Genomic DNA, 25,872 nt, shown 5'->3' with positions numbered 1-25,872 from the left:
TTAAAGCCACGTCCTTTCAAGCTTTTCCAGTAATTCTTCTGGAATAGGATGTAGCCCACGTTCGGGAAGGGCATCTAGCAGACCTTGCGTGTATGGATGGGTAGGAGACCCCAAGATATCTTTTGATTTTCCCTCTTCCACAAGTATTCCTCTAAAAAGGATGCCTATATTCCCTTCTATCGCAAGAGGGAGAGAAAGGTCGTGGGTAATGCAAAGAAGCGTTTTCCCGTTATTTAAAATTTCTTTTATGAGAAGGATGGCATCTTTTTTTCGTGACGAATCTAGACCTTTGGTGGGTTCATCCAATAGAATAAATTTTGCTGGAGATGCGAGTGCCATTGCCAAGAGCACTCTTTGGGCCATTCCTCCCGAAAGCTTATGAGGTTTTTCTTTAGAAACTTGATAAGGAATGCCTAATATTGAAAGAATGTCTTTTGTTGATTCATTTGCTTGATTCCTTTTCATTCCTTTCGTATATTCAAATATCTCTCGTACTTGGTGGAAAACAGAGAGTAAGGGGTTAAGAGCAGAAAAAGGTTCTTGTGGCATAAGAAAGAGAGATTTTCCCCAGAGCTTTTGCCTTTCACTGTCTTTTAGCAGGAGAAGATTCTGCTTTTCAAAAAAAATTTTGCCCTTGGCGGTGAGCCTTTTAGGAAGTGTTCCTGCAATAGTTTGGGCGATGAGACTTTTTCCGCTCCCTGTTTCGCCTATCAGAAAAAAGACACTTTTTGAGGAAATGGAAAAAGAGACATTTTGTACGAGAGGTTTCTTTTTCTCATCAAGAATAAAAAGATGCTGTACAGAAAGAGAAGAGATCATATGTGATATCCTCCTGTACAATTACGATTTTTCCCGTCCCCAAGAAGAAGAAAGGCAAAGACAAAAAGAAAAATGACTGTTCCTGGTAAAAAAACAACTTGTGGAGCTGTTCTCATGTACGACATTCCTTCAGATATCATGGCTCCTAATTCTGGTTCTGGTGGTGCCATCCCAATTCCTAAAAAACCTAAAGAAGATATTTCTAGAATAGTCTTTCCCCATGCAAGAGCAGCCATTACACCAATGGTAGGAACAAGTTTTGGAAATACGTATTTCCCTAAAAGAATAGGGGTTGGAAACCCTGCTATTTGAGCGGCTTCAACGTAAGGGCTTCCTAAAATTCCCTTAAGTAGGTTGCGTACCATTCGAAAATATTGAGGCCATCCTGTAAAGATAAGAGCAATGACAACTGCGCAAGGTCCTCCTTGAGTAAGAGCGCTTAATACAATTGCCAAGACAATTCCAGGGAAAGCCATAACAATGTCTGTAAATATTAAAAGCCCCTTTTCAATATTTGATTTTTTGTATGCTGCGAGAGAACCGAGAGATAGCCCTATAAATAAAGACCCCAAGACACATATAGCAGACAAAAGAATAGAATTGAAAGCCCCTTTTGCGATGCGAGCACCAAGGTCTCTTCCCAAATGATCCGTTCCTAAAATATGAGATTTAGACGAAGATTCCAACGTATGTAAAAGATTTTGAGCAAAAGGATTCGAATTTCTTAAAAAGAGAAACACTAAACCCAAAATTAGGACAATGAGAATCAGGATCGCTCCTTTTTGTTTTCTTGTCATAGAATGAACCCCTCTGATAACCAATCTGTTAATGTGTTTACCGTAACATAAATCCAGCCTAACAATAATCCAGCACCTTGAATAACAAGAATATCTCCAGAACGGAGAGCGTCTAAAAGTAAACTTCCTAAACCAGGCCAGGCAAAAAGCGTTTCAATAACCACAACGCCGTCAAGAAGACCTGCCGCTTGTAATCCTACGTAAGTTACGATGGGAACAGAAGCATTGAGAAGACCATGAGGGAAGAAGAGGTTCTTTCCACAAAGTCCTTTGTGTTGTGCGAATTTATAATGCTCAGTTTGGCAGGCTTGCTGAATGGATGACGCTATGACTCGTGATGAAGTTGCTGCAAGGCCGATGGCAAGTGTAATAGCAGGCAATACCATGTGGGAAAAAGAAGAAAAACCGGCGACAGGAAAAAAGTGAAAATTGACAGCCAACAAGAGTATAAGAAAGGCTCCTCTGACAAAAGAAGGGAAGGAAACAAGAACACTCGATGCCAAAGAAGAGAGGATATCAACGTAATGGCCAGGGTGACGTCCACAATAGATTCCGAGAGGAAAGGCAAATAAGAAAGACAAGAGTAACGAAAATCCTGCTAAAAGGGTTGTACGTTTGAAAGAGCGTAACAGCATAGGGAAAATTTCTTCGCCTCCTACAAGAGAATGCCCCCATCTCCCCTGAATGACTGAAAAAAGCCAGGCCTTGTAGCGAATAAAGGGATGTTTCTCTAGTCCTTCGCTAGTACGAACATATTCAACAGCAGAAGCTGTTGCACCGTCTAGACCATAACGAGCCATAGCGACATCAAGAGCTCGGTCTCCGGGAGCGAATTCCACTGCAAGAAAGCACAGAGTACTCACTCCCAGAGCAACTATTACCATACGAAAAAAGTATGTCCGAGCGAAAAATATTATTTTGCCCATTCTACCCCTTCTGGATAAGGCCTTACTTCTGAAGGATCAAGAGAGACTCCTTGAATCCTATGATTAACCGTAACATGGTTGTCATACCACGCTATTGGAATAGCGGGGAGCTCTTCTTGTAGAATGCTTGTCATAGTTTTCCGTAACGAAACTTGTCTTTCAGTTTCGAATGTTTCTATGTACGTTTTAACTGCTTCATCAAATGTTGTTGAATTCCAGTTGATAGCTCCCCATCCACCTCGCCCTTTCTCAGGGCCGAAGTCTGAGGTTAATGTACCTATAGGATCGGCAACAAAACCAAAATTTCTAGCAATGAAAGCAGATTCAAGTGTTCCGTTTTTGTTTCCTTCGGGAACCATTCCCGATTTTTCAACTCTGATTTTTACAATAATTCCCTCATTCCGAAGTGCTTGCTGAATGACCTCTGCAATAACAGGAAGGTCTGGACGGCTTGAATACGTTAATATTTCAAAAACAAACGGTTGTCCATTTTTAGTTAGAATTTTTTGTTTTCCTTCAGGAAGCCAGCCTTCTTCTTTAAGTATCTTACGTCCTTTTTCAGGATCGTAATTTAAGGGCGTCAGTTTGGGATTATGCCAAGCAGAAACAGTTGGAAAAAGTTGAGTTGCACCTGATTTGTTGTTTTTTAATAGTGCTTTTGCGATGCCTTCCCTATCGATGAGATACGAAAGGGCATGGCGCAAACGGCTACTTGAGAAAAAGGGGAGTTTAGCATTCACTGTGAGAAGACGAACGCGAGGTAAGGGGTCACTTATAACTGTAAGATTTTTATTTTCTCGAAGCCGCAAAGCTGCATCAGCAGGAATGTCTACAACAATATCTCCTTCTCCTGATTCCGCAAGGAGAACTCGAGTTTCAGGATTAGGAACGGCGAAATATCGGGCATGAGAGATTGATGCGTTGTCTCCCCAATAATCATTAAAGCTTTCGAAGTCAATAACTTTCCCTTCCTGAAAAGATGTCAAGCGATAAAATCCTGTTCCTACCACTTTTACAACTTTACCTTCTTTGTCGAAAGAGGAAGGAGCGCAAATAGCTGAAGCATAATGAACAAGGTACGCAGGTAGAGCAGAAAAAGGACGTTCTGTTGTTACTATAACGTTCATTCCTTCTCCTGAAAAACTTTGAATAGGCGTTCCTTTAAAGAGGCTGCCTTTGGCGAGAGTCCGATTTAATGAAGCGGCAGCAACTTCTCCTGTAAGCGGAGTTCCATCATGAAAAATAACTCCTTTACGAAGTTCGAAAACCCATATAAGCCCATCTTCAGAAACTTTCCATGTTGTAGCAAGACGAGGTTCAATCCCACCTTTTTTATCAGATGTTACAAGAGTTTCAAGACATCCCATACGGGTAAAAACAAATCCTGAAACAACAGGATCTATTGTAGAAGCTTCCCATGCAGAAACAATAGTAAGTGGTTGCCCTTGAGCGCTTGAAGCCGGAGATCCAGAAAAAAATAACAACATAAAGATAAAACAAAAAATTAAGCAAATATTTCTTCTCATATATATTACCCTCCCTATATTTTGGCTGATAAAACAAAAAATTTGTTTTTATACTCATAAGGATTTTCAGAGAAAAGATGATCATATCTTTTGATTTGGGAAAAACCAGCTTGCTTTAATAGGGAAATGCCATTTTCTACAGAGAGACCAAGAAAAAATGGAAGCTGCTCTCTTATTTCAGAATAAGCTTCTTTGAATTTCATAGTGACGGGCTCTTCCTTTGCAAGATAAAGTCGGGGCTCCCACAAACCATCTGCTATAACAAGTTGTCCATGTGGCTTCAAGAGCTTTTTCCAGGAGGTAAGAGCTTGCAACGGATTTGGAAGGGTCCATAAGAGATTTCGACAAGTTATTCCATCGAATAGATTGGGAAAATAAGGCGGTTCCTCTGCATTCCCAAGAAAGAATTCAACGGAGAGATTCTGTTTTTTAGCTTCATTTTTTGCGAAGCTTACCATCTCTGGAGAGAGATCCATGCCTATAACTTTATGACCTTTTTGGGCAAATCCGATAGCAAGAAATCCTGTTCCAGAACCCATATCAAGAAGATCAAGAGGTTGCTTCCCTTTGAAAGGAGTAAGAAAAATATCATGCCATTGATGATGTTTTGAGCATGCGTTGTCGTATACCTTAGATCGCCAACTCCAGTATGATGCTATTTTTTCAGAAGTTTTTTCTTGAGATTTAAATATATTCATGAGGTCCTCCAAAGATGAGGTAGTTATTGTCTTGTAATGGTAGCACATTTTTTGTTTTTTGTGTTACTATTGTTCTTGTATATACCCAAGCGGGTATTTGTGGTATAGTCGTTTAAAGTAAGGAGGGATTATATGAAACGTCAAAATATACGTAAGACTTTGCTAGTTATTTTTATTCTCTCTCTTCCTATAACAATGTTCTACCTTTCACCTCTACTCACTTTGCAGGGGGCATTGAGGGGTATTGTGACCTCAAGTCTTCTTTTTGTGGTTATTTCAGCTATTATTGCTTTTTTTGCAGGGCGGATTTTTTGTGGATGGATTTGTCCCGGTGGGGCAGTACAAGAAGTTCTTTTTCCTGCAAACGATCGTAGAGTAGTTGGTGGCAAATATGATTTCATTAAATATGGCATAGCTATGATCTGGCTTGCTATTCTTATGTTCTTATTTGTAAAAGCCGGGGGAATAATGGCTATTAAACCATTATATGGTATAGAAGGAGGGTTTTCTCTCAGAACATCTACATCATATCTAATGTTTTATATTGCCATGGGGGCTATCGTTATATTGTCTCTTCTTATAGGGAGAAGACCTTTTTGTCATTATGGCTGTTTACTTGCCCCTTTTATGATTGCTGGAAAGTGGGCAGCCACAAAAACAAAAATGCCTCACTTACATCTTGAGGCAGATTCGTCTAAATGTATTGATTGCAAATTATGCACAAAAAGTTGTCCCATGAGCTTGGATGTCAATGCCATGGTTCGCTCAGAAAACATGTATTCCCATGAGTGTATTTCTTGCGGCGCATGCGTAGACATTTGCCCTAGAAAAGTTATTTCATATTCTTTTTCTAAGGCAGGAAAACAAGCATAAATGCTAATTGCTTTTATGTTTTTTTTCTAGATCTAAAAGAAACGATTTTATTTCCAGACCGCCTCCGTATCCAACTAACTTGCCGTTTGCACCGATAACTCGATGGCAAGGAATAAAGATGGGAATAGGATTCCGATTATTAGCGAGTCCTACAGCTCGTGAAGCTTTTTTATTTCCGATGCTTTCGGCAATTTGTTGATAACTACGTGTTTCTCCATAAGGTATGTGGCAAAGGCTCTCCCATACATTTTTCATAAAGTCTGTACCAGTCGGAGCAAGAGGAATATCAAATTCTTTGAGTTTTCCTAAGAAATAGTTGTGTAATTGTTCTCCTGCTTTTTTAAGTAACTTTGTTTCGTGAAAAGGTGCCCCTTCAGGAATTTCTTTTTCGAAATAGAGGTTTGTAATTGCGCCTTCGTTTTCAGCGATTGCGATTTTTCCAAGTGGGGTATGATAAAAGAATATATTTTTCATATTTCACGTCCTTTCTTTAGCCACATAGCAACTTCTACTGTTCTTTTTGCCTGATGAAAGATGGCATCTTTAACATCTTCAACCATTCCTAATTTTGAGCTTTGAGTAACGGATGTTCCATATGGGTTTCCTCCAGCCTTGAAAATAGAGCTGTCTGTATAGCCAGGTGGAACGATTATAGCTCCCCAGTGCATCATTGATATATACAGATTTTTTATGGTTGCTTCTTGTCCTCCGTGTGGGTTTTGAGCAGAAGACATGGCACTCACAACTTTGTTTGCAAGTTTTCCCTGAGCCCATAATTCTCCCTGGAGATCTATAAATTGTTTCATCTGTGCAGCAACGTTACCAAAGCGAGTAGGAGTGCTGAAAATTATTACATCAGCCCAGTCTACATCTTCTGAAGAGGCTACTTTAACGTCTTTTGTTACCTCTACATGTGCTTTCCATGCGTGATTTTCGGAGATTACCGATTCAGGAGCAAGCTCTTGTACCTTGCGTATGCGAACATCGGCGCCTGCCATTTCTGCAGCTTCGGCTGCCCAGGTAGCCATTTGATAGTTTGTTCCCGTCATACTGTAATAAATGATGGCACATTTTACCTTCTCCATACGTTATACCTCCTTTTTTATAAAACAATTTTCTTTATTTTACCCTAATACTTTCTATAGTGTACTATGATAAAGAGCTCAATGTGAAACAGTATTGGGAGGCGAAAGAATGCGGCTTCAGAAAGAACGAGAAATGATCGTGGAATATTGTCAAAAAATGGTTACGGCTAGGTTAACTACAGGAACTGGCGGGAATATGAGTTTTTATAATAGAGAAACGGGAGAGGTTGCAATTACACCTACTGGTGTTGATTATTTTGAAATGAAAACAGAAGACGTCCTCATTATGGATATAGACGAAAATATTATAGAAGGAACTCGAAAACCATCTAGTGAGACGGCAATGCATATGACTCTTTACAAAAAAAGAAAGGATATTAATGCTATAGTCCATACTCATTCTGTTTTTGCGACAACTATAGCGTGTCTACGTTGGGAGTTGCCAGCAGTACATTATCTAGTAGGATTTTCAGGGAACAAAGTTCCCTTGGCACCGTATGCTACCTATGGAACTTCAGAATTGGCTCGTAATGTAGCTGAAAGTATTGGTCATTATAATGCCGTTCTTATGGAAAATCATGGATTATTAGCTGTTGGTTCTTCCATACCACAGGCTTTTGGAACGGCAGAAGAAATAGAGTTGGTAGCTGAAATCTATTACAGAACTAAATGTATTGGTAATCCTGTGATTCTATCAGATGAAGAAATGGAGAAGATTGTTCTTAAATTCAAAGGCTATGGTCGACAATAGGATAAAGAGAGGGCCCGATGAAAAGGGCCCTCTCTTGTCGTCTTAGAGAATGCGTAAATTAAATTCGTTTACGATATCTTCTAAGACACGTATGCCAGTGACAGAGTTCCCTTTTGAGTCAAGGGGGGGACCTACTACTGCGATTCCTCCGCGATGAGGTACAGTAGCAAGAATGACTCCGCTTACACCGCTTTTAGCAGGTACTCCTACGCGAACGGCAAACTCTCCAGAAGCATTGTACATACCGCATGTAGCCATAAGAGATCTCAAAATTTTACACGTTTTATCAGAAAGAACGTGTTTCTTAGTTTTGGGGTTAATTCCTCCAGAGGCAATTGTAGTTCCCATTATCGCGAGATCTTCAGTGGTAGCTTCTATGCTGCATTCTCTAAAATACACATCTAGAATGTCTTCTATATTGCCTTTTAATGTTCCTACACTTTTCATAAAGAAGGCAAGTGATCTGTTACGATCCCCTGTCGCTTTTTCAGACAGAAATGTCTTCTCATTAATTTTTAAATTGTAGTTTCCTGTCATTTCCCGAGAGAGATTAAGGATAGCTTCAAAACACTCCTTAGCACTTTCATAGGGCAATATTGATACGATTACTATTGCTCCAGCATTGATTAAAGGGTTATGAGGAATATGTGGATAGTCTATTTCAAGACGTACTATAGAGTTAAAAGAATCGGCGATGGGATTCATCCCTACATGAGAAAAAACAGTTTCTTCTCCAAGAAGCTCTAATGCTAAGGCTAAAGAAAGAAGTTTAGAGACAGATTGCATGGAAAAACGAAAGTCTCTATCTCCTGCACTAAATATATCCCCTTCGAGATTTGAAACAGATACGCCGAGTATCTTTGGATCTGCCTTTGCCAGATCTGGAATATATCGAGCGACTTTTCCTTGTGTGTATAATGGTCTGCATTTGTCTATAATTTCGGTTAATCTTTCTCTCATTTCTTATTTCCCCTCCTATCAAACCAAGCGCTATCGCTAAGGGTAGCGGGCAAAAAGCAGAGGAAGATTACTTCGATTCGGGGTTCCTATATACTGGTTCTACATTAGGGTGCAGCTTTAACTGATTTTCGTAATCTTTGAGAACTTTAACAACAATACCGGACAAAAAAAGTATACCGATGAGGTTTAACAAGGCCATCAGCCCATTAAAGAAGTCGGCAAGCTCCCATACGAAAGGAACGGAACTAACAGCTCCAAATATAATCATACCTAATACAGCGATTCTATACACTAAAAGTATGGAGCTTTTTTGCGCATTAGGGAAAAGATACATGAGGTTGCTTTCTCCATAGTAGTAGTTTCCGAGGATGGTTGTCCATGCGAAAAAAGTTAACGCTATAGCTATAAATGTCGGTCCCCACGTACCCAATGTTGTTTTTAAAGAGAGTTGAGTTAATTCAACTCCTGTTTTCCCACTGCCAAGTTGTCCAGAAATGAGAATTAAAGAGGCTGTAACCGTACAAATGATAATAGTATCAGTGAAGACGCCGAACATGGCTATAAATCCCTGTCGGGCTGGATGTTTAACGTCTGCTGTTGCATGAGCGTTAGGAGTGGATCCCATACCAGCTTCGTTAGAAAATAGCCCTCGAGCCATTCCATATCGGAATGCTTTCGCGACGGTATGTCCTAAAACACCTCCTGCTACTTGTTTGGCACCAAAAGCACTCTTGAAAATATTTGCTATGATTGCGGGAAGTTCATGTATATTTAATACAACAACGACAATGGCAATAATAATGTAAATAGCGGCCATGAAGGGAACAGTAATTTCCGCTACGTGAGCTATCCTTTTTAGACCACCGAAAATAACGGAAGCAGTAACAGCTGCAACAATAATCCCAAGGTAAAGTTCTGTATTGCCTCCGCTGGTGTTTGGGAAAAATGCACCTCGTATTCCTGCGACAATAGAGTTGCATTGTACAGCATTAAAGACAAAGGGCATGGCGACAATAATACTTATGGCAAACAATATTCCCATCCATCGTTGTCCAAGGCCTTTTTCGAGATAGTAAGCAGGGCCGCCACGATATGTTCCATCGTCGTTTTTTACCCTGAAAAGCTGGGCAAGAACGGCTTCTCCGAATATTGTTGCCATTCCTAAAAGAGCAGTAACCCACATCCAGAATACGGCACCAGGTCCACCAGATGCGAGAGCTGTTGCTACTCCAGCGATATTTCCTGTTCCTACTTGTGCGGCTAAACCCGTACATAAAGCCTGAAAGGAAGTAATGCCCCCTGTTTCAGACTTACGACTTCCAAAAAGGACTTTGAATGTATGTCCAAAGCGGCGAAATTGAGGTAAGCCAAGTCTGATGCTGTAAAAAATACCTGTACCCAAGAGGAGCCATGTCATGAGTTTCCCCCATAGGATTCCATTAGCAAACTTCACAATATCCATGAGCAATACTAAACACCTCCAAATATATTTGTTGATTAGATTTAAATTACCCTCCTTTGTTTGAAATAAAGCTGCTTAATATAAATAAAATAAAAAATAATGTTTAAATTGCTTTTATTTCTGCATAGTATCATTTTAAAAGTTGTAATACAATAAAAATACTATTTAATAAATAAATTTTAAGAAAAAAGAATGATAAAAATAATGGCGCCTTTTTAGATAATGCAAAAGAGTTTTCATTGACAGTAAGATAAGAATGAAATACTCTTGCTACGCATAACAGAATATTGAGACAATATGGTTGAAGTTGAATAGGAAGGGACGGTTTGTAAAACATAGAAAGGATGTGTTTACTTATGAGAAGAAAGTTATGTGTCATTCTTTCAGTGGCGATCGTTCTTGTTTTAACAGCATCTGTTGCTTTTGCAGCATATCCGACACGTAGTGTCACTGTTGTATGCCCTTGGGGAGCAGGTGGCGGTACTGATCGATTAACGCGATTTATGGCTTCTCAACTGGAGTTGGCATATGGTAAACCTTTTACTGTTGTTAACAAAACAGGGGGGAATGGCGCTGTAGGACACTCTGCTGGAGCCTATGCTAAGCCCGATGGGTACACTATTACTATGGTGACCCTTGAATTGGCGACGATGCATTGGATGGGGCTAACAGAGTTGAACTATGCAGATTTTGATTACGTTATTCAGCTTAATCAAGATCCAGCGGGTGTTACTGTAAAGGCAGATGCCCCTTGGGCTAATCTACAAGATCTTCTTAACGATATAAAGAGTAAGCCCGGTACCTTTAAATTCTCAGGAACTGCAGCTGGCGGAGTTTGGGATCTTGCTCGTATAGGCATGCTTGATAAGGCAGGTCTTGATGTTAAATCCGTAGATTGGATTCCTACAAAAGGAGCGGCGCCTTCCATTATCGAACTCTTAGGGGGCCATGTTGATGTGGTGACGTGCAGCCTTCCAGAGGCAGCTTCTCAAATAGCAGCCAAGGAAGTACGTCCTCTGGCTATTATGGATGATGAAAGAGCAGCTAACTATCCTGATGTTCCTACACTAAAAGAGCAGGGTGTGGATTGGTCTTTAGGCACGTGGAGGGGATTTGCCGTTCCGAAGGGAACTCCCAAGGAAATTATTGATGATCTATATATGGCGCTTAAGAAAATTGTTGAATCAGAAGAATATAAGAGCTTTATGGAGAAAAATGGCTTTGGAGTAAAAGTAAGAGATTCTGCGGCTTTTGCAGAATTTGTTAAACAGCAAGACGCAGACCTCAAACGAGTAATGGAACTCGGAGGCTATCTCAAGTAGCACCTAAATATTTGAGGAGGGGGAGGTTTTTTTATGCAGCGAAAAGTAAAAATATGCTTTGGCATTTTGTTAATTATAGTGGCTATTTTAGTTATTTCTATAAGTTACACCTTCCCCTCTTCTGTTTCAGGCGGAAAAAGGATTCCTGGACCAGGATTTTTCCCTACTCTTTTAGGTGTTATTCTCTTCTTGGGAGGTTTGTATCAATTTGGGGAAGCCAAGAGAATAACAGATTCAAACAAGACTCCCTTCAAATGGAGCTGGGGCAGTCTTAACATTGTTATTATAGTTGCAGCCTTGATCGTTTATGGCTTGTTAATGGGAGTGCTGGGATACGTTATTTCTACATTGCTTTTTTCTATTTTGCTCATGGTGAGAATGAAGGCGAGCTGGATTTCAGGAATTACGGTTTCTGTAGTTGTGACTATTTTTATAGTTTTGATTTTCGGTCAGGTTTTTAGAATTCAATTGCCCATGGGAGTTTTAGGGTTGCCTTGGTAGGAGGCGGGAATAATGAGTACGTTACTATCAGTTTTTAAACCTGGCATTTTGGTTCCGTGGCTTCTTTCTATGGCTTTTGGCGTTTTGGTTGGAGGAACTCCGGGTCTTACTGCAACCATGGCTGTGGCTCTTATTGTTCCTGTAAGTTACTACCTTCCTCCCTTGGCTGGATTAGCTATGATTATTGGAGTTTCCTTCACAGCTATTTTTACCGGCGATATTCCTGCGACTCTTTTGAGAATACCAGGGACTCCTGCATCAGGTGCCGCTGTTTTGGATGGATATGAACTTTCCAAGCAGGGAAGGGGAATGGAAGCTCTTTCTTTAGATCTTGTCTGTTCTTCTTTGGGGGGCACTATTGGTGTTTTGGTTCTTATTCTAGTGGCACCTCCATTGGCTCGTTTTGCTCTTAAATTTACTCATTTTCAATATTTCTGGCTTGGAGTTTTCGGTCTTAGCATGAGTGCTGCTTTAAGTACTGGTAATTCTGTAAATGGTGTTATTTCTGCAGCATTGGGATTGCTTGTTTCTACCGTAGGTATCGATATTACAACAGGGTTTCCCCGCTTTACGTTTGGCAGTATGGAACTCATGGGAGGTATTAGTTTTATTCCGGCTATGGTCGGCCTTTTTGGACTTTCGGAAGTGCTGAAAAATGTTACTAATATTGAACTTCTCAAAAAAAGCAGCATAGGTCGTCCAGAAAAAATATCACTTTTACAGACGATGAAAACAGTGATGAAATATAAAATGGTTCTTTTTAAATCGGCTTTAATTGGGACATTTGTAGGAGCTCTTCCTGGTGCTGGTGCTGATATAGCAGCGTGGGTTGCATATGGAATGGAGAAAAAAACATCAAAGGAACCGGAAAAGTTTGGAAAAGGGGCGATTGGTGGAATTATTGCTCCTACGAGTGCTAATAATGCGGCTCTTGGTGGAACGTGGATTCCCGCGTTAGTCTTTGGTGTTCCAGGAGATTCTATTACTGCGATTGTTCTAGGAGCTATGTTGATGTATGGACTGAGGCCTGGTCCTCTTATTTTTCAGGAGAATTTAGACCTTGTGCATGGAATTTTTTCTATCGCTTTTATTTCGCAATTATTGCTCATTCCTGTAGGTCTTATTGGAATAAAGGTGTATGGTGCTATATTGAGGCTCCCGAGAAATATTGTTATGGTCATAGTTTTAATTTTCTCTGTCATAGGATCTTATGCTATACGAAATAGTTTTTTTGATATTTACATTATGGTTATTTTTGGTGTTACTGGCTTTTTCTTTGAATACATGGATATTCCTCTTGCACCTATGATTTTAGGTATAATTTTAGGACCAATGATTGAAGACAATCTTCGTGTCGGTTTGCTTAAAAGCCATGGAAGCTTACTTCCATTTATAGCTGATCCCATCTGTTTTTCCCTTATAATATTAATTCTTTTCGTCTTTTTTGGACATCGTTTTATAGCACTTCTTAAATCCTTTAAAAAAAGTTAATAGCTCCAGAGGAGACTTCAGCAACGTAAAAACGACAAATTTTTACAATAAGTATCCTGTTTAAAATTGCATTTTGTAAATGAATGTGATTAATTTATTATTGTGAAGTTACTTGTTTAAATAATTAGAAATAAAGTGAACATGTTTTATGTCTTTAGATCGGGAGGTAAAAATGGTTGAGCCTGTTCAGAAACTGAAGTTATTCGAGAGTGTTTTGAAACAACTTATAGAAACAATTAAGCGGGGGGACTATTTACCTGGAGAAAAGTTGCCGCGTGAAGTTGATTTGGCAAAACAGTTAAACGTCAGCCGAAATTGTGTTCGTGAAGCCCTTAAAACTTTAACGTGGTTTGGGGTTATTGAAGCAGTGTCAGGACAAGGAACGTTTGTGTGTGCTAATGCAATTCGTCGTATAGAAAATACGGAACTTTTACGCCAGTTTAATGATGATTCTTCTTTGATGGACTTGTTAGAAGTACGATTGTTATTAGAAGCCCAGACGGCTTTCTTGGCAGCACAAAAGGCAACGCCTGACGATATTGAAGAGCTTAAACAGATTGTAGACAAGGAAAATGCTCTCTTGAAAGATGAAAAAGATTTGTTGGTGCGAGATCTCGATACCCCAACAAAATTTCACTCGACAGTATTGAGGATAGCTCGTAATGAACTTTTAGTTCGCTTGTTAAATTCCATTAGTGGAGAAATTGATACTCAACGGCAAAAGTATTTAAGAATTCCTATTGAACAATGGGCGCAAATGATGAAAAATCACGAGCTAATCTTGAAATATATTATCGAGAAAAATCCGCGTAAAGCTAGTGATGCTATGTTCAGAGATGTTTTAAATGGAATTGTTATCTTAGGAATGGACGAAGAAAATAAACTGGGATTGCGTGAAAGTTACGAAGAACTACTATCTAGTATGGAGGATGCCTAGAAAGCTATTAAAGTATAGTTTGAGTAGAAGAATTTAATATAAATATAAAGAGCTGGACTTCTGAACAGGAGCCCAGCTCTTTATATTTTATACATTATACGTTTATTGAATTAACTTTTTTTATTGACAAATAACCTCTTTAAGTCTATAAGTAGGACATATAGACTTAGGTGGAGGTGGTACTTTTGAAGATAAATAGTATTTTTTCTTTCATGGATTTTTACATTGAAAAAATATTGAAAATGTCTTTGTATCTTCTTTTTTTGGCAACAGCTGTTCTCATCGTTGTCCAAGTTTTACTTCGTTATGTTTTTTGTGCCCCTTTAATGGGAACTGAAGAAATTCTCGTTTTTCCAACCATTTGGCTTTACTTTTTGGGGGCTGTTAACGCTTCAAGAGACGAAAGTCACATTACGGCCAAAGTGTTAGAAGTCTTTATTAAGAAAAAGAGTTCGTTGTATCTGGAAAGAACAATAATGTCGATTTTGTCTTTAGCCGTTGTTTTATGGCTGACATATTGGGCGTGGGATTATTTTCTGTATTCTTTCAAAGCATGGAAGTTAAGTGCCTCTTTATATATCCCCATGTTTTTTGCTGAAAGTGCCTTTTTGGTAGGACTTGTTCTCATGTCTGTTTATACGTTTGTCGAATTACTTAAAAACATAAAGCTATTTCGTTTCAATAGAGAAGAGGAGGCTGTTTCATCATGCTAGATGTTGTTCTTTTAGCAATGATTGTTCTCGTTGTTTTGCTTGTTTTAGGTGTTCCTCTTCCTTACTGTTTTGGTGGAAGCCTGCTGACCATGACTGCTTTAGGCGGAGTTACCATGAAAGGTATGATGATGTGGGGGTTCAATCAGTTGGCAAACCCCGTTTTACTTTGTATTCCTCTGTTTATTCTTGCAGGTAACTTAATGAGTGAAAGTGGAATAGCAAGAAGCCTTTTAGACTTTGTGAATGTTTTTGTAGGAAGAGTTAAAGGTGCTTTGGGAGTAGTTGCTGTCATAACATGTGCGATTATAGGCGCCATATCTGGAAGTGGTTTTACTGGTGTAGCCGCAACTGGTCCCATTCTTATCCCTCGGATGGTCGAAGAAGGATATCCTAGAGGATATGCAACTGCATTAATTACAGTTTCATCTATTCTGGGGCTTCTTATTCCTCCCAGTGTCATAATGATAATTTATGGCTGGGTTACAGAAACGTCCATTTTAGCCTGTTTTTTAGCTACGATAGGTCCAGGACTATTGATAATGTGTCTGTTTTCTATTCTTAACTTGGTTTATGCACATCGCTTGCCCAACCTAACATTAGTTAAGAAGCTCCCTAAAGGTCAGAGACGAAAAGTTGCACTTAGAAAGACTTGGAAAGCTCTTCCTGCATTAATGATGCCTGTCATTATACTCGGTGGAATTTATGGTGGTGTCTTTACTCCAACAGAAGCTGCTGCTGTCTCAGTAATCTACTCTCTTCCCGTGGGGTTTGGTGTCTATAAGGGATTGACTAAAAACAAATTGAAAGAGTCTATTGTTGATTCTGCTACTTCCGTAGGGGCCATTATGTCTATGATTGTTTTTTGTCTGATGTTAAGTCAAACGTTCATCTTCTTGCGGGTTCCACAAGCGATTATAAAAATAATGTTTGGTTTAACTGAAAATAGAGTTGTGCTTCTTATTCTCATTAATTTGTTACTTTTTCTCATTGGCATGATTGTAAACGACGTAACAGGAATGGTGCTTGCTGCTCCTATGCTTTTACCTCTCGTTATAGAGTTAGGAATTTCCCCGATACAGTTTGCTGCCATTATGGGAGTTAATTTGGCTATGGGGGGTGTAACTCCTCCGTATGCAAGTCTTTTATATCTGGGAATGCGCATTGGTAAAGTTGAGTTTCTTGACATCCTGAAACCTGCAATGACTTTCCTTTGCTTGGGATATCTTCCTGTTGTCTTTCTTACGACATTTTGGCCAGATCTTTCTCTTTTCTTGCCTAAGTTAGCTGGGTATATACATTGATTCCCCTGGCTACATACATAGAGATATACAAAAAATGAAGAGGAGGTTTTTTTATGAAAAAAGGATTTTGTACTACTTTAGGAATTTTAGTCGTAATTGCTTTGACAGTAGTTGCTTTTTCTAATCCAGCGTTAGCAAGAGAAAAAAAATACCATTGGAAAATTTCTCATATGCGCCCAGAAGGTGCAACTATTGACGAGGATCTTCATTGGTTTGCAGATCAGATTTACGAAGCTTCTGATGGCAGAATAACAATTGATGTTTACCCTGCAAACCAACTTGGAGATTATACAGTAGTTCAGGAAAGAGTCAGTGTTGGTGCTATAGAGATGGCGTGTCAAAGTCTAAGCACATCAAGAAATCCTAAGCTCCAGATTCAATACATGCCGTATTTGGCGAAAGACTGGGAAGAGGCGAAGGTCGTTTTTGGAGCAGATAGCCCTGTCATAAAATCTATTCAGGATATGCTCCTCAAAGAGGATGTTGTCGGTCTTGTTAATTGGCCTGTCTATTTTGGGGGTATAGCTACTGTAAAAGCTGCTCAAGATCCTGCAACAATTGGGGCAAATAAAATGACAAAGATCAGAGTTCCTTCTATTCGTGTATTTACACTCCTGACGCGCGAATGGGGATACCAAGGAACTCCTATTCCCTGGGCTGATTTATTCACTTCCATGCAGACTGGGATTGTAGATGGGGCTATAGGCGCTGGTGCAGAAGGCTATTATTCTAATTTTAGAGATATTATTAAATACTATTATGCTGTTAATGATCACTTTGAAAACTGGTTCCTCATTATGAACAAAGATCTGTGGGAATCGCTTTCAGAAGATGACAAAAACTTGATTATGAAGTATGCAAAAGAACTGCACAATAAGAGATTTATGGAAGCGGAAAAAGAAGAGGGAAACTATATGAACATGCTTGCTGAAAGGGGCGTAGAAATAGTAAAGTTTTCTTCCGAAGAACTGGGGGCTTTTGCTGAAAATAGCAGAAGTAAAATTTGGCCACAACTCAAAGAAGATATTGGAGCAGAGCTTATAGATGGGTGTTTAAAGTACATAGAGGAGAAATAGCATCAGTTTAAGTAAGAAGGCGTGGGGAGATATGTTTTTCTCTCCACGTTCCGATGAAACGAGTTATAAGAATTAAGATCCTAGTAGAAATGAGAGGGCAAAGCACATGGATAAAGAACTTCTATCTATCTTACATCAAGAAATATCACCAGCTTTGGGATGCACTGGACCCACTTCGGTTTCCTTCGCGGCTGCAGCAGCAAAAGATGTTGTTGGAGGAACACCGCGTCGTGTTCGAATCATTATGGATAAGGACGGTTATAAAAATTCTATCGCAGTTGGCATTCCAGGGACGTCTCTTTTTGGTCTTGAAATAGCTGCTGCTTTAGGGGCTTTGGCAGGAAAATCTTCGTATGGACTTGAAGTTTTGAAAGATATTACACCAAGTGATGAGAAAAAAGCGCGAGATTTTCTTCCCTTTGTTCAAGTTGATATAAAGTGGGATCTTAAAGGCGTTGGTCTTTATAATGAAGCTTTTGTTGAAACAGAGAATGGCGTAGGTCATGTTATAGTTCGAAAAACGCACACAAATATTGTCTTTAAAGAAGTTAATAACAAAGTATTACTTGATTCCGAAAAAGATATTTCTAACCAGATAGATTACAAGAAAGATACGATAAGACAGTATACGGTTAAAGATTTTTTCAATTTTGCTAAAGATGTTTCCGCAGACGAGCTTGTTTTTCTTAAAGAAGCTATTTCGCTTAATAGTGCTTTAGCTAAAGCGGGATTTGATGGAAATATTGGCTCAAATTTTGGGCAGACTTTCAAGTCATTTGGAGAAGATAATATCCTTTTTGAAATCAAAGCTGTAACAGCTGCTGCTTCAGATGCGCGAATGGCAGGATTGAATCTTCCTGCTATGAGTTGTGCTACCAGTGGAAATGTAGGAATTTCTTCTTCGCTTCCTCTTATTGTTTTTGCAAGGAGAAAGAATATTCCAGAGGAAAAATTGCTGCGAGCTCTGGCATTGAGTTTCTTAATGGTTATTTATGTTAAAAGTCATATCGGTCGTTTATCTGCTATATGTGCTTGTTCCATAGCATCAAGTTTAGGAACGACATCAGGGATGACTCTTCTCCTTGACGGGGACTATGAAGAGGCAGAAAGGGCGATTAATAGTGTTGTAGGAAGTATCGGTGGCATCCTTTGTGATGGTGCAAAATATGGATGTGCTTTGAAATTGGCTCATGCTGCAGGAGTTGCTATCGAATCAGCGTTTATGGCAAAAGAAGGCGTTTCAATTCGCCCAGGTGATGGCCTTGTTGGTGATTCTGCAGATGAAACCATACAAGCAGTTGGGAGAATAGCTCAAGAGGGAATGATTGATACAGATGAGGTAATGGCCCGTATCATAATTGAAAGAGAAAAAGAAAGATCTCGATACTCTTAAGTTTTTTACATATATCAACAAAACATAAAAAGACTCCGGTGCTGTTCTGTTCAGCACCGGAGTCTTTTTATAATGCTCGTATTTCTTCTACAGATGCCTTTTCAAGGCCAAGTTCTTTTAAACCTATTCCTGTTTCAAAATAATTTTGCCCATTAACAATGCTTGCCAAATGAATAATACTATTAATTGTAGGCGTAGAGATTCCCAACTTTTGAGCCAGAGATGCAACAGGAACGAGAAGATATGGCACGTCTTCAGAGAGATACCGATATGTCATAGACGTAGGGGCATCTGTTCCATGTCCGCAGTAAACTACATTATTCAAAATAGTCTCTCTTAATGTCTTTCCTTCTAGATTATATAACTTTTTCATATCATCCATAGTGGATAGAAGTTTGATTCCCAGTACGTTCCCAATAAGTATCCGCTCTTTATCCATAGCTTCCATGACGCTGCATACAGCTTCTGTCATTCCATCACCATAGAATCTGAAATTTCCATTTTCAGATTCTATTCTTCCTGCATTCATAATCATAGTAGGGCAGTGGAGAATCATGTTTGTGTTATACAAGCCGATAGCTATAACGTTAGGAGCAGCTTTTAATCGAATAGGGAAAGCATGTTGTATTTGGGATATAAAAGTTTCAGTGTAGTGACCAGGTAACGCAGCTAAAGAAAGATGTTGTTTAATTCCCCATATATTGACTCTTCCAGCTGCCTCTAATCGACATGCGTAAGGCATAGTATCAGCTTCTGCCATCTCTATGGTAGCGATGTTTCCGATTTTTTTAAGGTAATTTTTAAAAACAAGTGAACCGAAATTTCCTGGCATGAGCACGAGTTTTTGGTTGTCTTCTATATAAGGGGCTATTGACTCCAAAATAGGTTTTTGAGCGAAACTCGGAGCTAAAAAATATATAATCTGAGCTCCTCGTATTGCTTCTTCAGCACATGTGGTTACTTTCGCCAGATGGCCTTTTTTATCCATTATTCCTGTTAACGTAATTGTTTTTTCTTTTTTTAAATCGGTTATTTTATCTTCTAGTTGAGGATGTTCAAAAAGCGTTACTTCAAAATTTTGAGAGGCGAGATCTCCTGCGAGAGCTTGTCCTCCATTTCCGGCTCCAAGTACAGTTATTTTAGTCACGGTTACGACCTCCATTCTAAAACTGTAGAATAAACTAAATTACAATTATAGACTATAAAATAAAACCAAGTTATAATAAACTCCTCTTTAGTTTTTTACAAAAAATATACTACCATATATGGAGGTGCTACAAATGTTGAAAATATCTAAAATTTTTATTTTAAGTGTCGCCATATCTTTGATGGTTGCGGCTCCTTCCATAGCAGCGCAATCTGTTATGGATAGCGATGTAATTCGTGTGGGAACAGAAGCAACATATCCTCCCTTTGAGTACAGAAATGAAAAAAATGAAATTACAGGCTATGACATTGACGTTGTTAAGGCTCTTGGAGCTCATTTAGGGAAAAAAGTTGAACTTGTAGATATGGCTTTTGACGGTCTTATTCCTGCCTTACTTACAGGTAAAATAGATATGATAGCTGCTGGAATGACAAACACGGAAGAACGCAGAAAAAAAGTTGATTTTTCAGATGTTTATTATGAAATAGAAAATGCTTTCGTTACAAAGGCCGATGATGCATCTATATCAAAGATAGAAGATTTTGCCGGTAAAGTAGCTACAGTTCAGATAGGAACTGCCCAAGATACATTTATTACAAATACGAAACTTCCCAAAGAAATAAAACGTTTTCAAAAAAATGATGATGCCTTGAGAGAAGTCTTATTAGAGCGTGCTGATTTTTGCGTTGTAAATCTTACCGTTGCCAATGCATATCTTCGAAATAATGAAGTGTTTGGTGGAAAGTTGAAAATTGCCTTCCGTAACTTTATCCATAAACAGGGAGAAGGCATAGCTTTGGCTATTCCCAAAGGAGATGTACATCTTAAGGAAGCTATTAATGAAGCTATGGATGAAATGAAAAAAAGTGGAAAGCTTTTGGAGCTTAAGAAAAAATACCAAATGGACTAAGGAGAAGTGGATAAAATGGCTCGGTTGTTGTGTCAGTCCCAGATTGAAAAAATGATTACAATGCACGATGTGGTAGAAATAATTGACAAAACATACAAAGGAATGGGAGAGGGAACAGTTATCAATCCAACAAAAGGAACATTGGATTTAGGAGAAAGTTCCCCATATCCCCCTTATCATGCAGATATTAACTCTATGCCTGCATATGTGGGATGGGTGGATACGGCTGGCATTAAATGGGCAGGTGGTTGGATGGATAACCCCAAGCAGGGGTTACCTTATGTAAGTGCCATTATAGTTTTAGTTAACCCCAGAAATGGTGTCTTTACTGGAGTTCTTGATGGTACATTAATTACGAACATGAGAACTGGAGCCCAGACAGCTGTTGCTTTGAAATATCTTTATCCTGGACAACGCTCTTTGACAGTAGGGCTTTTTGGAGCAGGTGTCCAAGGGCGTACTCAAATAGCTGCTATTTCAGAAGTTTTTAATATAGACGAATTGAAGATATATGATGTTATGCCTGAAGCGGCTAAATTATTTGCAAAAGAGATGGCTAATAAGGTGGCTGGGAAAATTACAATTTGTACTCAGCCCCAAGAAGCTGCGCAGGGTAATGCTGTCATAACGGTGACTCATGCAAAAGATGGTTTCTTTAAAAAATCATGGTTTGAACCCGGAACGGTGCTTTTCCCCATGGGATCCTATAAAGAGTGTGATGATGAAGCTCTTCTGGCTGCTGATTTTATCGTTGTAGATCATGTGGCGCAATGTTTTCACCGTGGCGCATTAAAAGATTTAGCTGAAGCAGGTAAAGTCTCTCAAGAAAATATTACTGCAACGTTAGGTGAATTGGCGGTAGGAGCGAGACATATTTCTACCTCATCATCTTCGCGTATTCTTTGTGTTCCTATAGGAACGGGGGCTATGGATGTTGCTGTAGCTTCTGTTGTCTTGCAGAAGGCGGAAAAAGAAGGAGTAGGAGAGACATTTGATTTCGCTATATAATTTATTCGATTAGGTTTTTATTATTTTGCTCAGGTGATATAATCCTCTCTATGTTTTCTTGAAAGGAGGTTAGTCACGATGAGCAAAGCACAAGAGATTGTAGATAAAATTGAAGAGACAGGAAAAGATCCCAACGTTTCAAACGCTGTGATTGATGGACTCCTTAATGAAATGGTTACTCTTTTGAACAAAGAGCCGGAAGCATGGGATCTTTGTACTGATAGAGTCCGATTTTTGCTTAATGAACGTTTTTGTTATACGGGCCCTTCTTCTTTTGGGTCATATCGTTAAATTTGATAGCTTTTGACAGCCCTCGAAAGAGGGCTGCTTTTTATACTGAGAAATGAAACTTGGAATATGTTCTGGTCTTAAAGGCTTACTAAACAAGAAACCTTGAATAATGGTTTTCCCTTCGTCTATATGAAGAGCTTCTAGTTGGGCGTTGGATTCGACCCCCTCTATTACAATATAGTTTGCTATACTTCCGGCAAGTTGGATAAGGGAATTTGCGAATTTTTTGTTTCTTGAAGAGTCAGCGATATCCGTAATAATTGAGCGATCAATTTTGATTCCGTCAAAATGAAATTTTCTTAAAAAATCAATAGAAGATCTGCCTTTACCAAAATCATCCAAATAGACCCTCATTCCCATAAATTGAGCTTGCTTTATAAATTTCTCTAAAAAGCCACAATGATCTTGTAAGATTTTTTCAGTAACTTCAAGGTCTACTATGGATGTTGGTATTGATGCGTTTGAAAGTTCACGTTGCAACTTAGTAAAAAAGTAGTAATCGCTGTATATTTGAACAGGAGAAATATTTATAGAGAGTCGAAGATTTATTCCTTTGTTTCTCCACTTTGTAGCTTGTAGACAAACTTCTTTTATAACCCAGTCTCCTAAATTTGTAATATTGCCAGAGCTTTCAGCTAAGGGAATAAACAACATAGGAGCAATAATTTTCCCATCTTCTCTTTTCCACCTGAGAAGAGCTTCAACTCCCACAATATTGTTGTTTTTCATATCAACTTGTGGCTGATATTCCAAAAAAAGTTCTCCTCTATCTGCTGCATAATGAAGGTCTCGTTTTAGTTTAGTGTAATTTTTCTGGTGATCTCTTACAGTGCCCGTGTAAAAAGCAGCATTAACGTGACTCTCAGAAATTCGGGCCCACTGTAGAGCTATATTTGCACTTTCAATTATATCTGACGCTTTAATCCCATCTTTAGGATACGAGCTAATGCCAATGCTAGCGGTTACTTCAAATATTTCGTGATCAATAGTAATGGGATGGGTAAAGAAGTTTTTCATATCCTTAAGAAGTTTATGATATTGTCTTGTTTTTAAAGACGTTGGAGTAATAATTGCAAATTTATTATGGTCAATCGTAAAAAAAGTGTCTTTTTCCGTAAGAAAGCTTTGTATTGCCCAAGAAGCTTCTTTATAAACTTTACCACCAGTAAAGTATCCCCATCCTTCGTTTAAGGTTCGAAACATGTCAAGACTTAATAGGGTGAAGACGACAGATTCATTTTGCGACATTATTCTTTCCAGTGTTTCTTGGAGGATTGATTCATTCGGCATGTATCTTCCCTCTTTGCTAATTTTACATTTTTTACTTTTAGTATTGAATTCCCTGAATAAAAATGTAAAAGTGATGTGCTTTTATGTGTCTTAAGACCTAATATCCTATCTTAAAGACCTTGATAATAAGCAGGTTTTTGACTTTTCCCCTAATCATTATTGATTATTTATAGAGATCAACTTGTATCTTTTAGAGTAAAATGCCCCTTTATATGTGTGTTTTTATTTAATTATCCGATTTTATTAATATTAAACAACAATACGGATAAATACAAGAGGTTAAATTTATATGCTTAAAAAAATATCATAAGAGATAACTCATAGTAACAAAAGAGAGTATTGAGTTATCTATCTCGATGGATACAGTAGATTATGAACAGAGTATGAAAGCTTTGGTCGAAGAGGAGAATGAAATGATTGGTTTTAGACTAAAAGAGCTTCGTCAAAGAGAAAGAATGACACAACAAGAATTAGCAGAACAAATAGGTGTTACAAAACTGACCATTTCACGTTGGGAGAGAGAAGAGCGTTGTCCAAATGCTGAAATGCTTCTTGCCTTGGCAAGAGCTTTAGGAACGACAGCATCCTACCTTTTAGGAAGCGAAGAAAGTTCGAATTTTTCACCAAGATCTTGCGAAGTTTTACGTTCTCTCAGACAGCATTTAGGGCTTAGATTAGACGAAGTAGCGCATTATTTAGGTCTTTCTAAAGAAAAAATGGAATATATAGAGCATAACGAAGCACAGGTTTCTTTAAGTGAAAAAATATCGTTATATAAATATTACGGTCTCTATATGGCCCACATAGAAGGAGATATTGATTTTTTAAAAAGGCAAAAACAGAGTGCCATTGATTTAGAGAATCTTATAAAAATGCTTGCAGCACAAGATCCAGATGTAGTTTTAGTCCTCAGGGAGTTTTTGGAAAATTCGGATAAAATCCTTGATGCAGATAAGGAGTTTTTAGCGCAATTATTGAAGATATCATTACAATCCATTCTAAATCGTATAAATTAGAAGTAGCCATCTAGTAGAAGATGTAAATTATTGCTTTCTACTTAATAATGCTAATAAAGATCCAAAGAGAATAAATGTGCCTCCTATATATTGAGGAATAGCAAGGTATTCTTTGAAAAATAAAAGAGAGAGAATTACCGTTACCAATGGTTCAGCCATACTTAGTACGGCAGCTTTCGCTGGATTTGTCAATTTTACACCTAAGAAAAATGAGAGGAATCCCAAGAGAGAAACAAAAGAAATGATGCAAAATAGAAACCATGTCGATGTTGATCGAGGGAAGAGTAAATTACGAGTTATCGTCCCAATTGTGAAAAAGGATAATGCAGAAAAGAAACAGACGTAGGCAACCACAATTTGATATGGCGTTTTTTTCATGATGGAATTTCCATAGAGTATATACGAAGTATAAGAAATAGCAGCGAGACCCGCTAAGAAAACACCTTTCATATTTATAGTAGCGACAGCTTTCCCTGAAAGAAAGATCAATCCCAAAAAAGATAAAGCGATAGAGAGCAAAAGCATTATTGTAAGAGGTTCTTTATTAACATATGAAGAAGTTATTGCTACTATGGCTGGATATGTATAAAAGATAAGCGGCGCCATTGATGCGGGAATATACTGAAAACTTGAGAAGTAACTGAAACTGGTAAGTGTGAAAAATACTCCTCCAAGTATAAATAGTTGTAAAAGATTTTTCTTTCCTATTCGTATTACTTCGTATCCCATTCGAAAAATAATAAGGCTGAAAAGAGCTATAGAAGCAATTGTGAATCTCATAAAATGGAATGTCATTACGCTGATACCATTTTTGTAGGCAAAAACTGCCAGAATAGGAATAAAACCGAATAAAAATGCAGATAAAAGAGCTGCAAATGCCCCTTTATAGTAGGTATGTGTATTTGCTTGTTTTATTTTTACGGCATTATTCATAGAAACCCCCTCAAATATTTATCGTTATCTAAATATATACAATTTAGATAAAACAAACAAGTTAATTTATGTTGGTTCTTAAAGTGTTAAAATTTTTGCAAGGTGGTGAACAATATGCATATGTTTCTTGAAAGAGAATTGGAGGCTGCTCGTTATTTGTGCCAATTATTGCTAATACTTATGCTAGGTGTCATTTGCAGCTTTTTTGAGATGCGGGAAGCTTTTGCTTCTCATGTGGAGCCTTCCCCTCAGATAGTTATTGAAAAAAGTAAGTTTTTACTTTCTTTTTATGAGGGGAGAACAGCTGTTTTTTCTTTCCCCATCGCCGTCGGGTTATATTCAGGTAATAAAAAAAAAGGCGGAGACATGCGTACTCCTACAGGACATTTTGTAGTAGAGAGCATTCATGACTCTCGCCATTGGGTTCATGATTTCAAAGATGGCAAAGGCCCGATTAAAGGTGCGTACGGCCCATGGTTTATTCGCCTAAAAACAGGATGGTCTGGAATTGGCATACATGGCACTCACGCTCCAGATTCTATAGGTAAAAAAACAACAGAAGGATGTGTTCGATTGCTTAATGAGCACATTGAACTTCTAGTAAAACGCATTCAGCCAGGAGTACTTGTTACTATTAAAGAATAAG

The 25,872-nt window shown here is 38.5% G+C and carries 27 protein-coding genes; 15 read left to right on the top strand and 12 right to left on the bottom strand.

What is annotated here, in order from left to right; genetic code table 11:
• The 5 genes from VB083_RS07355 to VB083_RS07335 are packed head-to-tail and all read right to left on the bottom strand — an operon-like array spanning position 1 to position 4,766.
• Positions 1–819: an ATP-binding cassette domain-containing protein gene (locus VB083_RS07355; RefSeq protein ID WP_213699832.1), complete on the bottom strand. Its 819-nt coding sequence runs from the start codon at positions 817–819 to the stop codon at positions 1–3.
• Positions 816–1,616 (bottom strand): ABC transporter permease, encoded by an 801-nt coding sequence (locus tag VB083_RS07350; RefSeq protein WP_213695562.1) that lies wholly within the window; start codon positions 1,614–1,616, stop codon positions 816–818. Before VB083_RS07350 ends, VB083_RS07355 begins: the two co-directional genes overlap by 4 nt.
• Positions 1,613–2,542, bottom strand: coding sequence for an ABC transporter permease (locus VB083_RS07345; RefSeq protein WP_213691215.1), 930 nt, complete (start codon positions 2,540–2,542; stop codon positions 1,613–1,615). The genes VB083_RS07350 and VB083_RS07345 overlap by 4 nt, the downstream gene beginning before the upstream one ends.
• Positions 2,530–4,068, bottom strand: a complete 1,539-nt coding sequence (locus tag VB083_RS07340; protein ID WP_213691216.1) for an ABC transporter substrate-binding protein — start codon at positions 4,066–4,068, stop codon at positions 2,530–2,532. Before VB083_RS07340 ends, VB083_RS07345 begins: the two co-directional genes overlap by 13 nt.
• A 14-nt stretch (positions 4,069–4,082) precedes the next feature.
• Positions 4,083–4,766: a class I SAM-dependent methyltransferase gene (locus VB083_RS07335; protein WP_213699833.1), complete on the bottom strand. Its 684-nt coding sequence runs from the start codon at positions 4,764–4,766 to the stop codon at positions 4,083–4,085.
• 132 nt (positions 4,767–4,898) lie between these two features.
• Here VB083_RS07335 and VB083_RS07330 point away from each other — a divergent pair, with 132 nt between their 5' ends.
• Positions 4,899–5,639, top strand: a complete 741-nt coding sequence (locus tag VB083_RS07330) for a 4Fe-4S binding protein (RefSeq protein WP_213691218.1) — start codon at positions 4,899–4,901, stop codon at positions 5,637–5,639.
• A 3-nt stretch (positions 5,640–5,642) separates the two neighbouring features.
• Here VB083_RS07330 and VB083_RS07325 read toward each other — a convergent pair whose 3' ends face one another.
• Positions 5,643–6,113 (bottom strand): methylated-DNA--[protein]-cysteine S-methyltransferase, encoded by a 471-nt coding sequence (locus VB083_RS07325; RefSeq protein ID WP_213691219.1) that lies wholly within the window; start codon positions 6,111–6,113, stop codon positions 5,643–5,645.
• On the bottom strand, positions 6,110–6,724 hold the full coding sequence (gene wrbA, locus VB083_RS07320) for an NAD(P)H:quinone oxidoreductase (protein WP_213691220.1): 615 nt from the start codon (positions 6,722–6,724) through the stop codon (positions 6,110–6,112). Before wrbA ends, VB083_RS07325 begins: the two co-directional genes overlap by 4 nt.
• Positions 6,725–6,833: 109 nt before the next feature.
• Between wrbA and VB083_RS07315 the strand changes: the two genes are divergently transcribed.
• Positions 6,834–7,475 (top strand): L-fuculose-phosphate aldolase, encoded by a 642-nt coding sequence (locus VB083_RS07315; RefSeq protein ID WP_323401914.1) that lies wholly within the window; start codon positions 6,834–6,836, stop codon positions 7,473–7,475.
• 42 nt (positions 7,476–7,517) lie between these two features.
• Here VB083_RS07315 and glsA read toward each other — a convergent pair whose 3' ends face one another.
• Together glsA and VB083_RS07305 are read right to left on the bottom strand one after the other, a co-directional pair.
• A complete protein-coding gene (gene glsA / locus VB083_RS07310; RefSeq protein ID WP_323401913.1) occupies positions 7,518–8,435 on the bottom strand; it encodes a glutaminase A in 918 nt (305 codons plus the stop codon).
• A 67-nt stretch (positions 8,436–8,502) separates the two neighbouring features.
• Positions 8,503–9,897: an alanine/glycine:cation symporter family protein gene (locus tag VB083_RS07305; RefSeq protein WP_323401925.1), complete on the bottom strand. Its 1,395-nt coding sequence runs from the start codon at positions 9,895–9,897 to the stop codon at positions 8,503–8,505.
• 356 nt (positions 9,898–10,253) lie between these two features.
• Here VB083_RS07305 and VB083_RS07300 point away from each other — a divergent pair, with 356 nt between their 5' ends.
• The 8 genes from VB083_RS07300 to VB083_RS07265 all read left to right on the top strand — a co-directional run bounded on the left by VB083_RS07300 (position 10,254) and on the right by VB083_RS07265 (position 18,631).
• Positions 10,254–11,219, top strand: a complete 966-nt coding sequence (locus tag VB083_RS07300) for a tripartite tricarboxylate transporter substrate binding protein (RefSeq protein WP_213691223.1) — start codon at positions 10,254–10,256, stop codon at positions 11,217–11,219.
• Positions 11,220–11,252: 33 nt separating this feature from the next.
• Complete coding sequence (locus tag VB083_RS07295; RefSeq protein WP_213691224.1) at positions 11,253–11,720, top strand: tripartite tricarboxylate transporter TctB family protein; 468 nt, start codon at positions 11,253–11,255, stop codon at positions 11,718–11,720.
• Positions 11,721–11,732: 12 nt separating this feature from the next.
• Entirely contained in the window at positions 11,733–13,211 is a 1,479-nt protein-coding gene (locus tag VB083_RS07290; protein ID WP_213701337.1) for a tripartite tricarboxylate transporter permease, read from the top strand.
• 172 nt (positions 13,212–13,383) lie between these two features.
• Positions 13,384–14,148, top strand: coding sequence for a FadR/GntR family transcriptional regulator (locus VB083_RS07285; protein ID WP_213699836.1), 765 nt, complete (start codon positions 13,384–13,386; stop codon positions 14,146–14,148).
• Positions 14,149–14,333: 185 nt separating this feature from the next.
• Positions 14,334–14,861, top strand: coding sequence for a TRAP transporter small permease (locus VB083_RS07280; RefSeq protein ID WP_323401912.1), 528 nt, complete (start codon positions 14,334–14,336; stop codon positions 14,859–14,861).
• Positions 14,855–16,162 (top strand): TRAP transporter large permease, encoded by a 1,308-nt coding sequence (locus tag VB083_RS07275; RefSeq protein WP_213695566.1) that lies wholly within the window; start codon positions 14,855–14,857, stop codon positions 16,160–16,162. Before VB083_RS07280 ends, VB083_RS07275 begins: the two co-directional genes overlap by 7 nt.
• A gap of 53 nt (positions 16,163–16,215) precedes the next feature.
• Complete coding sequence (gene dctP / locus VB083_RS07270; RefSeq protein ID WP_213699837.1) at positions 16,216–17,238, top strand: TRAP transporter substrate-binding protein DctP; 1,023 nt, start codon at positions 16,216–16,218, stop codon at positions 17,236–17,238.
• Between the two features lie 106 nt (positions 17,239–17,344).
• Positions 17,345–18,631 (top strand): serine dehydratase subunit alpha family protein, encoded by a 1,287-nt coding sequence (locus tag VB083_RS07265; protein WP_213691229.1) that lies wholly within the window; start codon positions 17,345–17,347, stop codon positions 18,629–18,631.
• Between the two features lie 67 nt (positions 18,632–18,698).
• On the opposite strand, the gene VB083_RS07260 is transcribed toward VB083_RS07265, so the two are convergent.
• A complete protein-coding gene (locus tag VB083_RS07260; RefSeq protein WP_213691230.1) occupies positions 18,699–19,778 on the bottom strand; it encodes an NAD/NADP-dependent octopine/nopaline dehydrogenase family protein in 1,080 nt (359 codons plus the stop codon).
• Between the two features lie 133 nt (positions 19,779–19,911).
• On the opposite strand from VB083_RS07260, the gene VB083_RS07255 reads away from it, so the two are divergent.
• From VB083_RS07255 to VB083_RS07245, 3 genes are all read left to right on the top strand, one after another.
• Positions 19,912–20,688: a transporter substrate-binding domain-containing protein gene (locus VB083_RS07255; RefSeq protein WP_213699838.1), complete on the top strand. Its 777-nt coding sequence runs from the start codon at positions 19,912–19,914 to the stop codon at positions 20,686–20,688.
• Between the two features lie 15 nt (positions 20,689–20,703).
• A complete protein-coding gene (locus tag VB083_RS07250) occupies positions 20,704–21,696 on the top strand; it encodes an ornithine cyclodeaminase family protein (protein ID WP_213691232.1) in 993 nt (330 codons plus the stop codon).
• Positions 21,697–21,774: 78 nt separating this feature from the next.
• Complete coding sequence (locus tag VB083_RS07245) at positions 21,775–21,987, top strand: hypothetical protein (protein ID WP_213691233.1); 213 nt, start codon at positions 21,775–21,777, stop codon at positions 21,985–21,987.
• Here VB083_RS07245 and VB083_RS07240 read toward each other — a convergent pair.
• Positions 21,976–23,277, bottom strand: a complete 1,302-nt coding sequence (locus VB083_RS07240) for an EAL domain-containing protein (RefSeq protein WP_213699839.1) — start codon at positions 23,275–23,277, stop codon at positions 21,976–21,978. The genes VB083_RS07245 and VB083_RS07240 overlap by 12 nt on opposite strands.
• Positions 23,278–23,633: 356 nt before the next feature.
• Here VB083_RS07240 and VB083_RS07235 point away from each other — a divergent pair, with 356 nt between their 5' ends.
• Positions 23,634–24,293, top strand: coding sequence for a helix-turn-helix transcriptional regulator (locus tag VB083_RS07235; RefSeq protein ID WP_213691235.1), 660 nt, complete (start codon positions 23,634–23,636; stop codon positions 24,291–24,293).
• 27 nt (positions 24,294–24,320) lie between these two features.
• On the opposite strand, the gene VB083_RS07230 is transcribed toward VB083_RS07235, so the two are convergent.
• Positions 24,321–25,226, bottom strand: a complete 906-nt coding sequence (locus VB083_RS07230; RefSeq protein ID WP_213691236.1) for a DMT family transporter — start codon at positions 25,224–25,226, stop codon at positions 24,321–24,323.
• A 114-nt stretch (positions 25,227–25,340) separates the two neighbouring features.
• On the opposite strand from VB083_RS07230, the gene VB083_RS07225 reads away from it, so the two are divergent.
• A complete protein-coding gene (locus VB083_RS07225; protein ID WP_307879523.1) occupies positions 25,341–25,871 on the top strand; it encodes a L,D-transpeptidase in 531 nt (176 codons plus the stop codon).
• Position 25,872 lies beyond the last annotated feature (1 nt).

This window comes from Aminobacterium sp., from assembly GCF_034926885.1.
Taxonomy (GTDB): domain Bacteria; phylum Synergistota; class Synergistia; order Synergistales; family Aminobacteriaceae; genus Aminobacterium.
Note: the sequence above shows the minus strand (reverse complement) of the source record. Positions and strands in the feature narration are given on the sequence as shown.

Coding starts and splice junctions, on each gene's coding strand:
- VB083_RS07355 (WP_213699832.1), bottom strand. CDS start 819: ATGATCTCTTCTCTTTCTGTACAGCATCTTTTTATTCTTGATGAGAAA.
- VB083_RS07350 (WP_213695562.1), bottom strand. CDS start 1,616: ATGACAAGAAAACAAAAAGGAGCGATCCTGATTCTCATTGTCCTAATT.
- VB083_RS07345 (WP_213691215.1), bottom strand. CDS start 2,542: ATGGGCAAAATAATATTTTTCGCTCGGACATACTTTTTTCGTATGGTA.
- VB083_RS07340 (WP_213691216.1), bottom strand. CDS start 4,068: ATGAGAAGAAATATTTGCTTAATTTTTTGTTTTATCTTTATGTTGTTA.
- VB083_RS07335 (WP_213699833.1), bottom strand. CDS start 4,766: ATGAATATATTTAAATCTCAAGAAAAAACTTCTGAAAAAATAGCATCA.
- VB083_RS07330 (WP_213691218.1), top strand. CDS start 4,899: ATGAAACGTCAAAATATACGTAAGACTTTGCTAGTTATTTTTATTCTC.
- VB083_RS07325 (WP_213691219.1), bottom strand. CDS start 6,113: ATGAAAAATATATTCTTTTATCATACCCCACTTGGAAAAATCGCAATC.
- wrbA (WP_213691220.1), bottom strand. CDS start 6,724: ATGGAGAAGGTAAAATGTGCCATCATTTATTACAGTATGACGGGAACA.
- VB083_RS07315 (WP_323401914.1), top strand. CDS start 6,834: ATGCGGCTTCAGAAAGAACGAGAAATGATCGTGGAATATTGTCAAAAA.
- glsA (WP_323401913.1), bottom strand. CDS start 8,435: ATGAGAGAAAGATTAACCGAAATTATAGACAAATGCAGACCATTATAC.
- VB083_RS07305 (WP_323401925.1), bottom strand. CDS start 9,897: ATGGATATTGTGAAGTTTGCTAATGGAATCCTATGGGGGAAACTCATG.
- VB083_RS07300 (WP_213691223.1), top strand. CDS start 10,254: ATGAGAAGAAAGTTATGTGTCATTCTTTCAGTGGCGATCGTTCTTGTT.
- VB083_RS07295 (WP_213691224.1), top strand. CDS start 11,253: ATGCAGCGAAAAGTAAAAATATGCTTTGGCATTTTGTTAATTATAGTG.
- VB083_RS07290 (WP_213701337.1), top strand. CDS start 11,733: ATGAGTACGTTACTATCAGTTTTTAAACCTGGCATTTTGGTTCCGTGG.
- VB083_RS07285 (WP_213699836.1), top strand. CDS start 13,384: ATGGTTGAGCCTGTTCAGAAACTGAAGTTATTCGAGAGTGTTTTGAAA.
- VB083_RS07275 (WP_213695566.1), top strand. CDS start 14,855: ATGCTAGATGTTGTTCTTTTAGCAATGATTGTTCTCGTTGTTTTGCTT.
- dctP (WP_213699837.1), top strand. CDS start 16,216: ATGAAAAAAGGATTTTGTACTACTTTAGGAATTTTAGTCGTAATTGCT.
- VB083_RS07265 (WP_213691229.1), top strand. CDS start 17,345: ATGGATAAAGAACTTCTATCTATCTTACATCAAGAAATATCACCAGCT.
- VB083_RS07255 (WP_213699838.1), top strand. CDS start 19,912: ATGTTGAAAATATCTAAAATTTTTATTTTAAGTGTCGCCATATCTTTG.
- VB083_RS07250 (WP_213691232.1), top strand. CDS start 20,704: ATGGCTCGGTTGTTGTGTCAGTCCCAGATTGAAAAAATGATTACAATG.
- VB083_RS07245 (WP_213691233.1), top strand. CDS start 21,775: ATGAGCAAAGCACAAGAGATTGTAGATAAAATTGAAGAGACAGGAAAA.
- VB083_RS07240 (WP_213699839.1), bottom strand. CDS start 23,277: ATGCCGAATGAATCAATCCTCCAAGAAACACTGGAAAGAATAATGTCG.
- VB083_RS07235 (WP_213691235.1), top strand. CDS start 23,634: ATGGATACAGTAGATTATGAACAGAGTATGAAAGCTTTGGTCGAAGAG.
- VB083_RS07230 (WP_213691236.1), bottom strand. CDS start 25,226: ATGAATAATGCCGTAAAAATAAAACAAGCAAATACACATACCTACTAT.
- VB083_RS07225 (WP_307879523.1), top strand. CDS start 25,341: ATGCATATGTTTCTTGAAAGAGAATTGGAGGCTGCTCGTTATTTGTGC.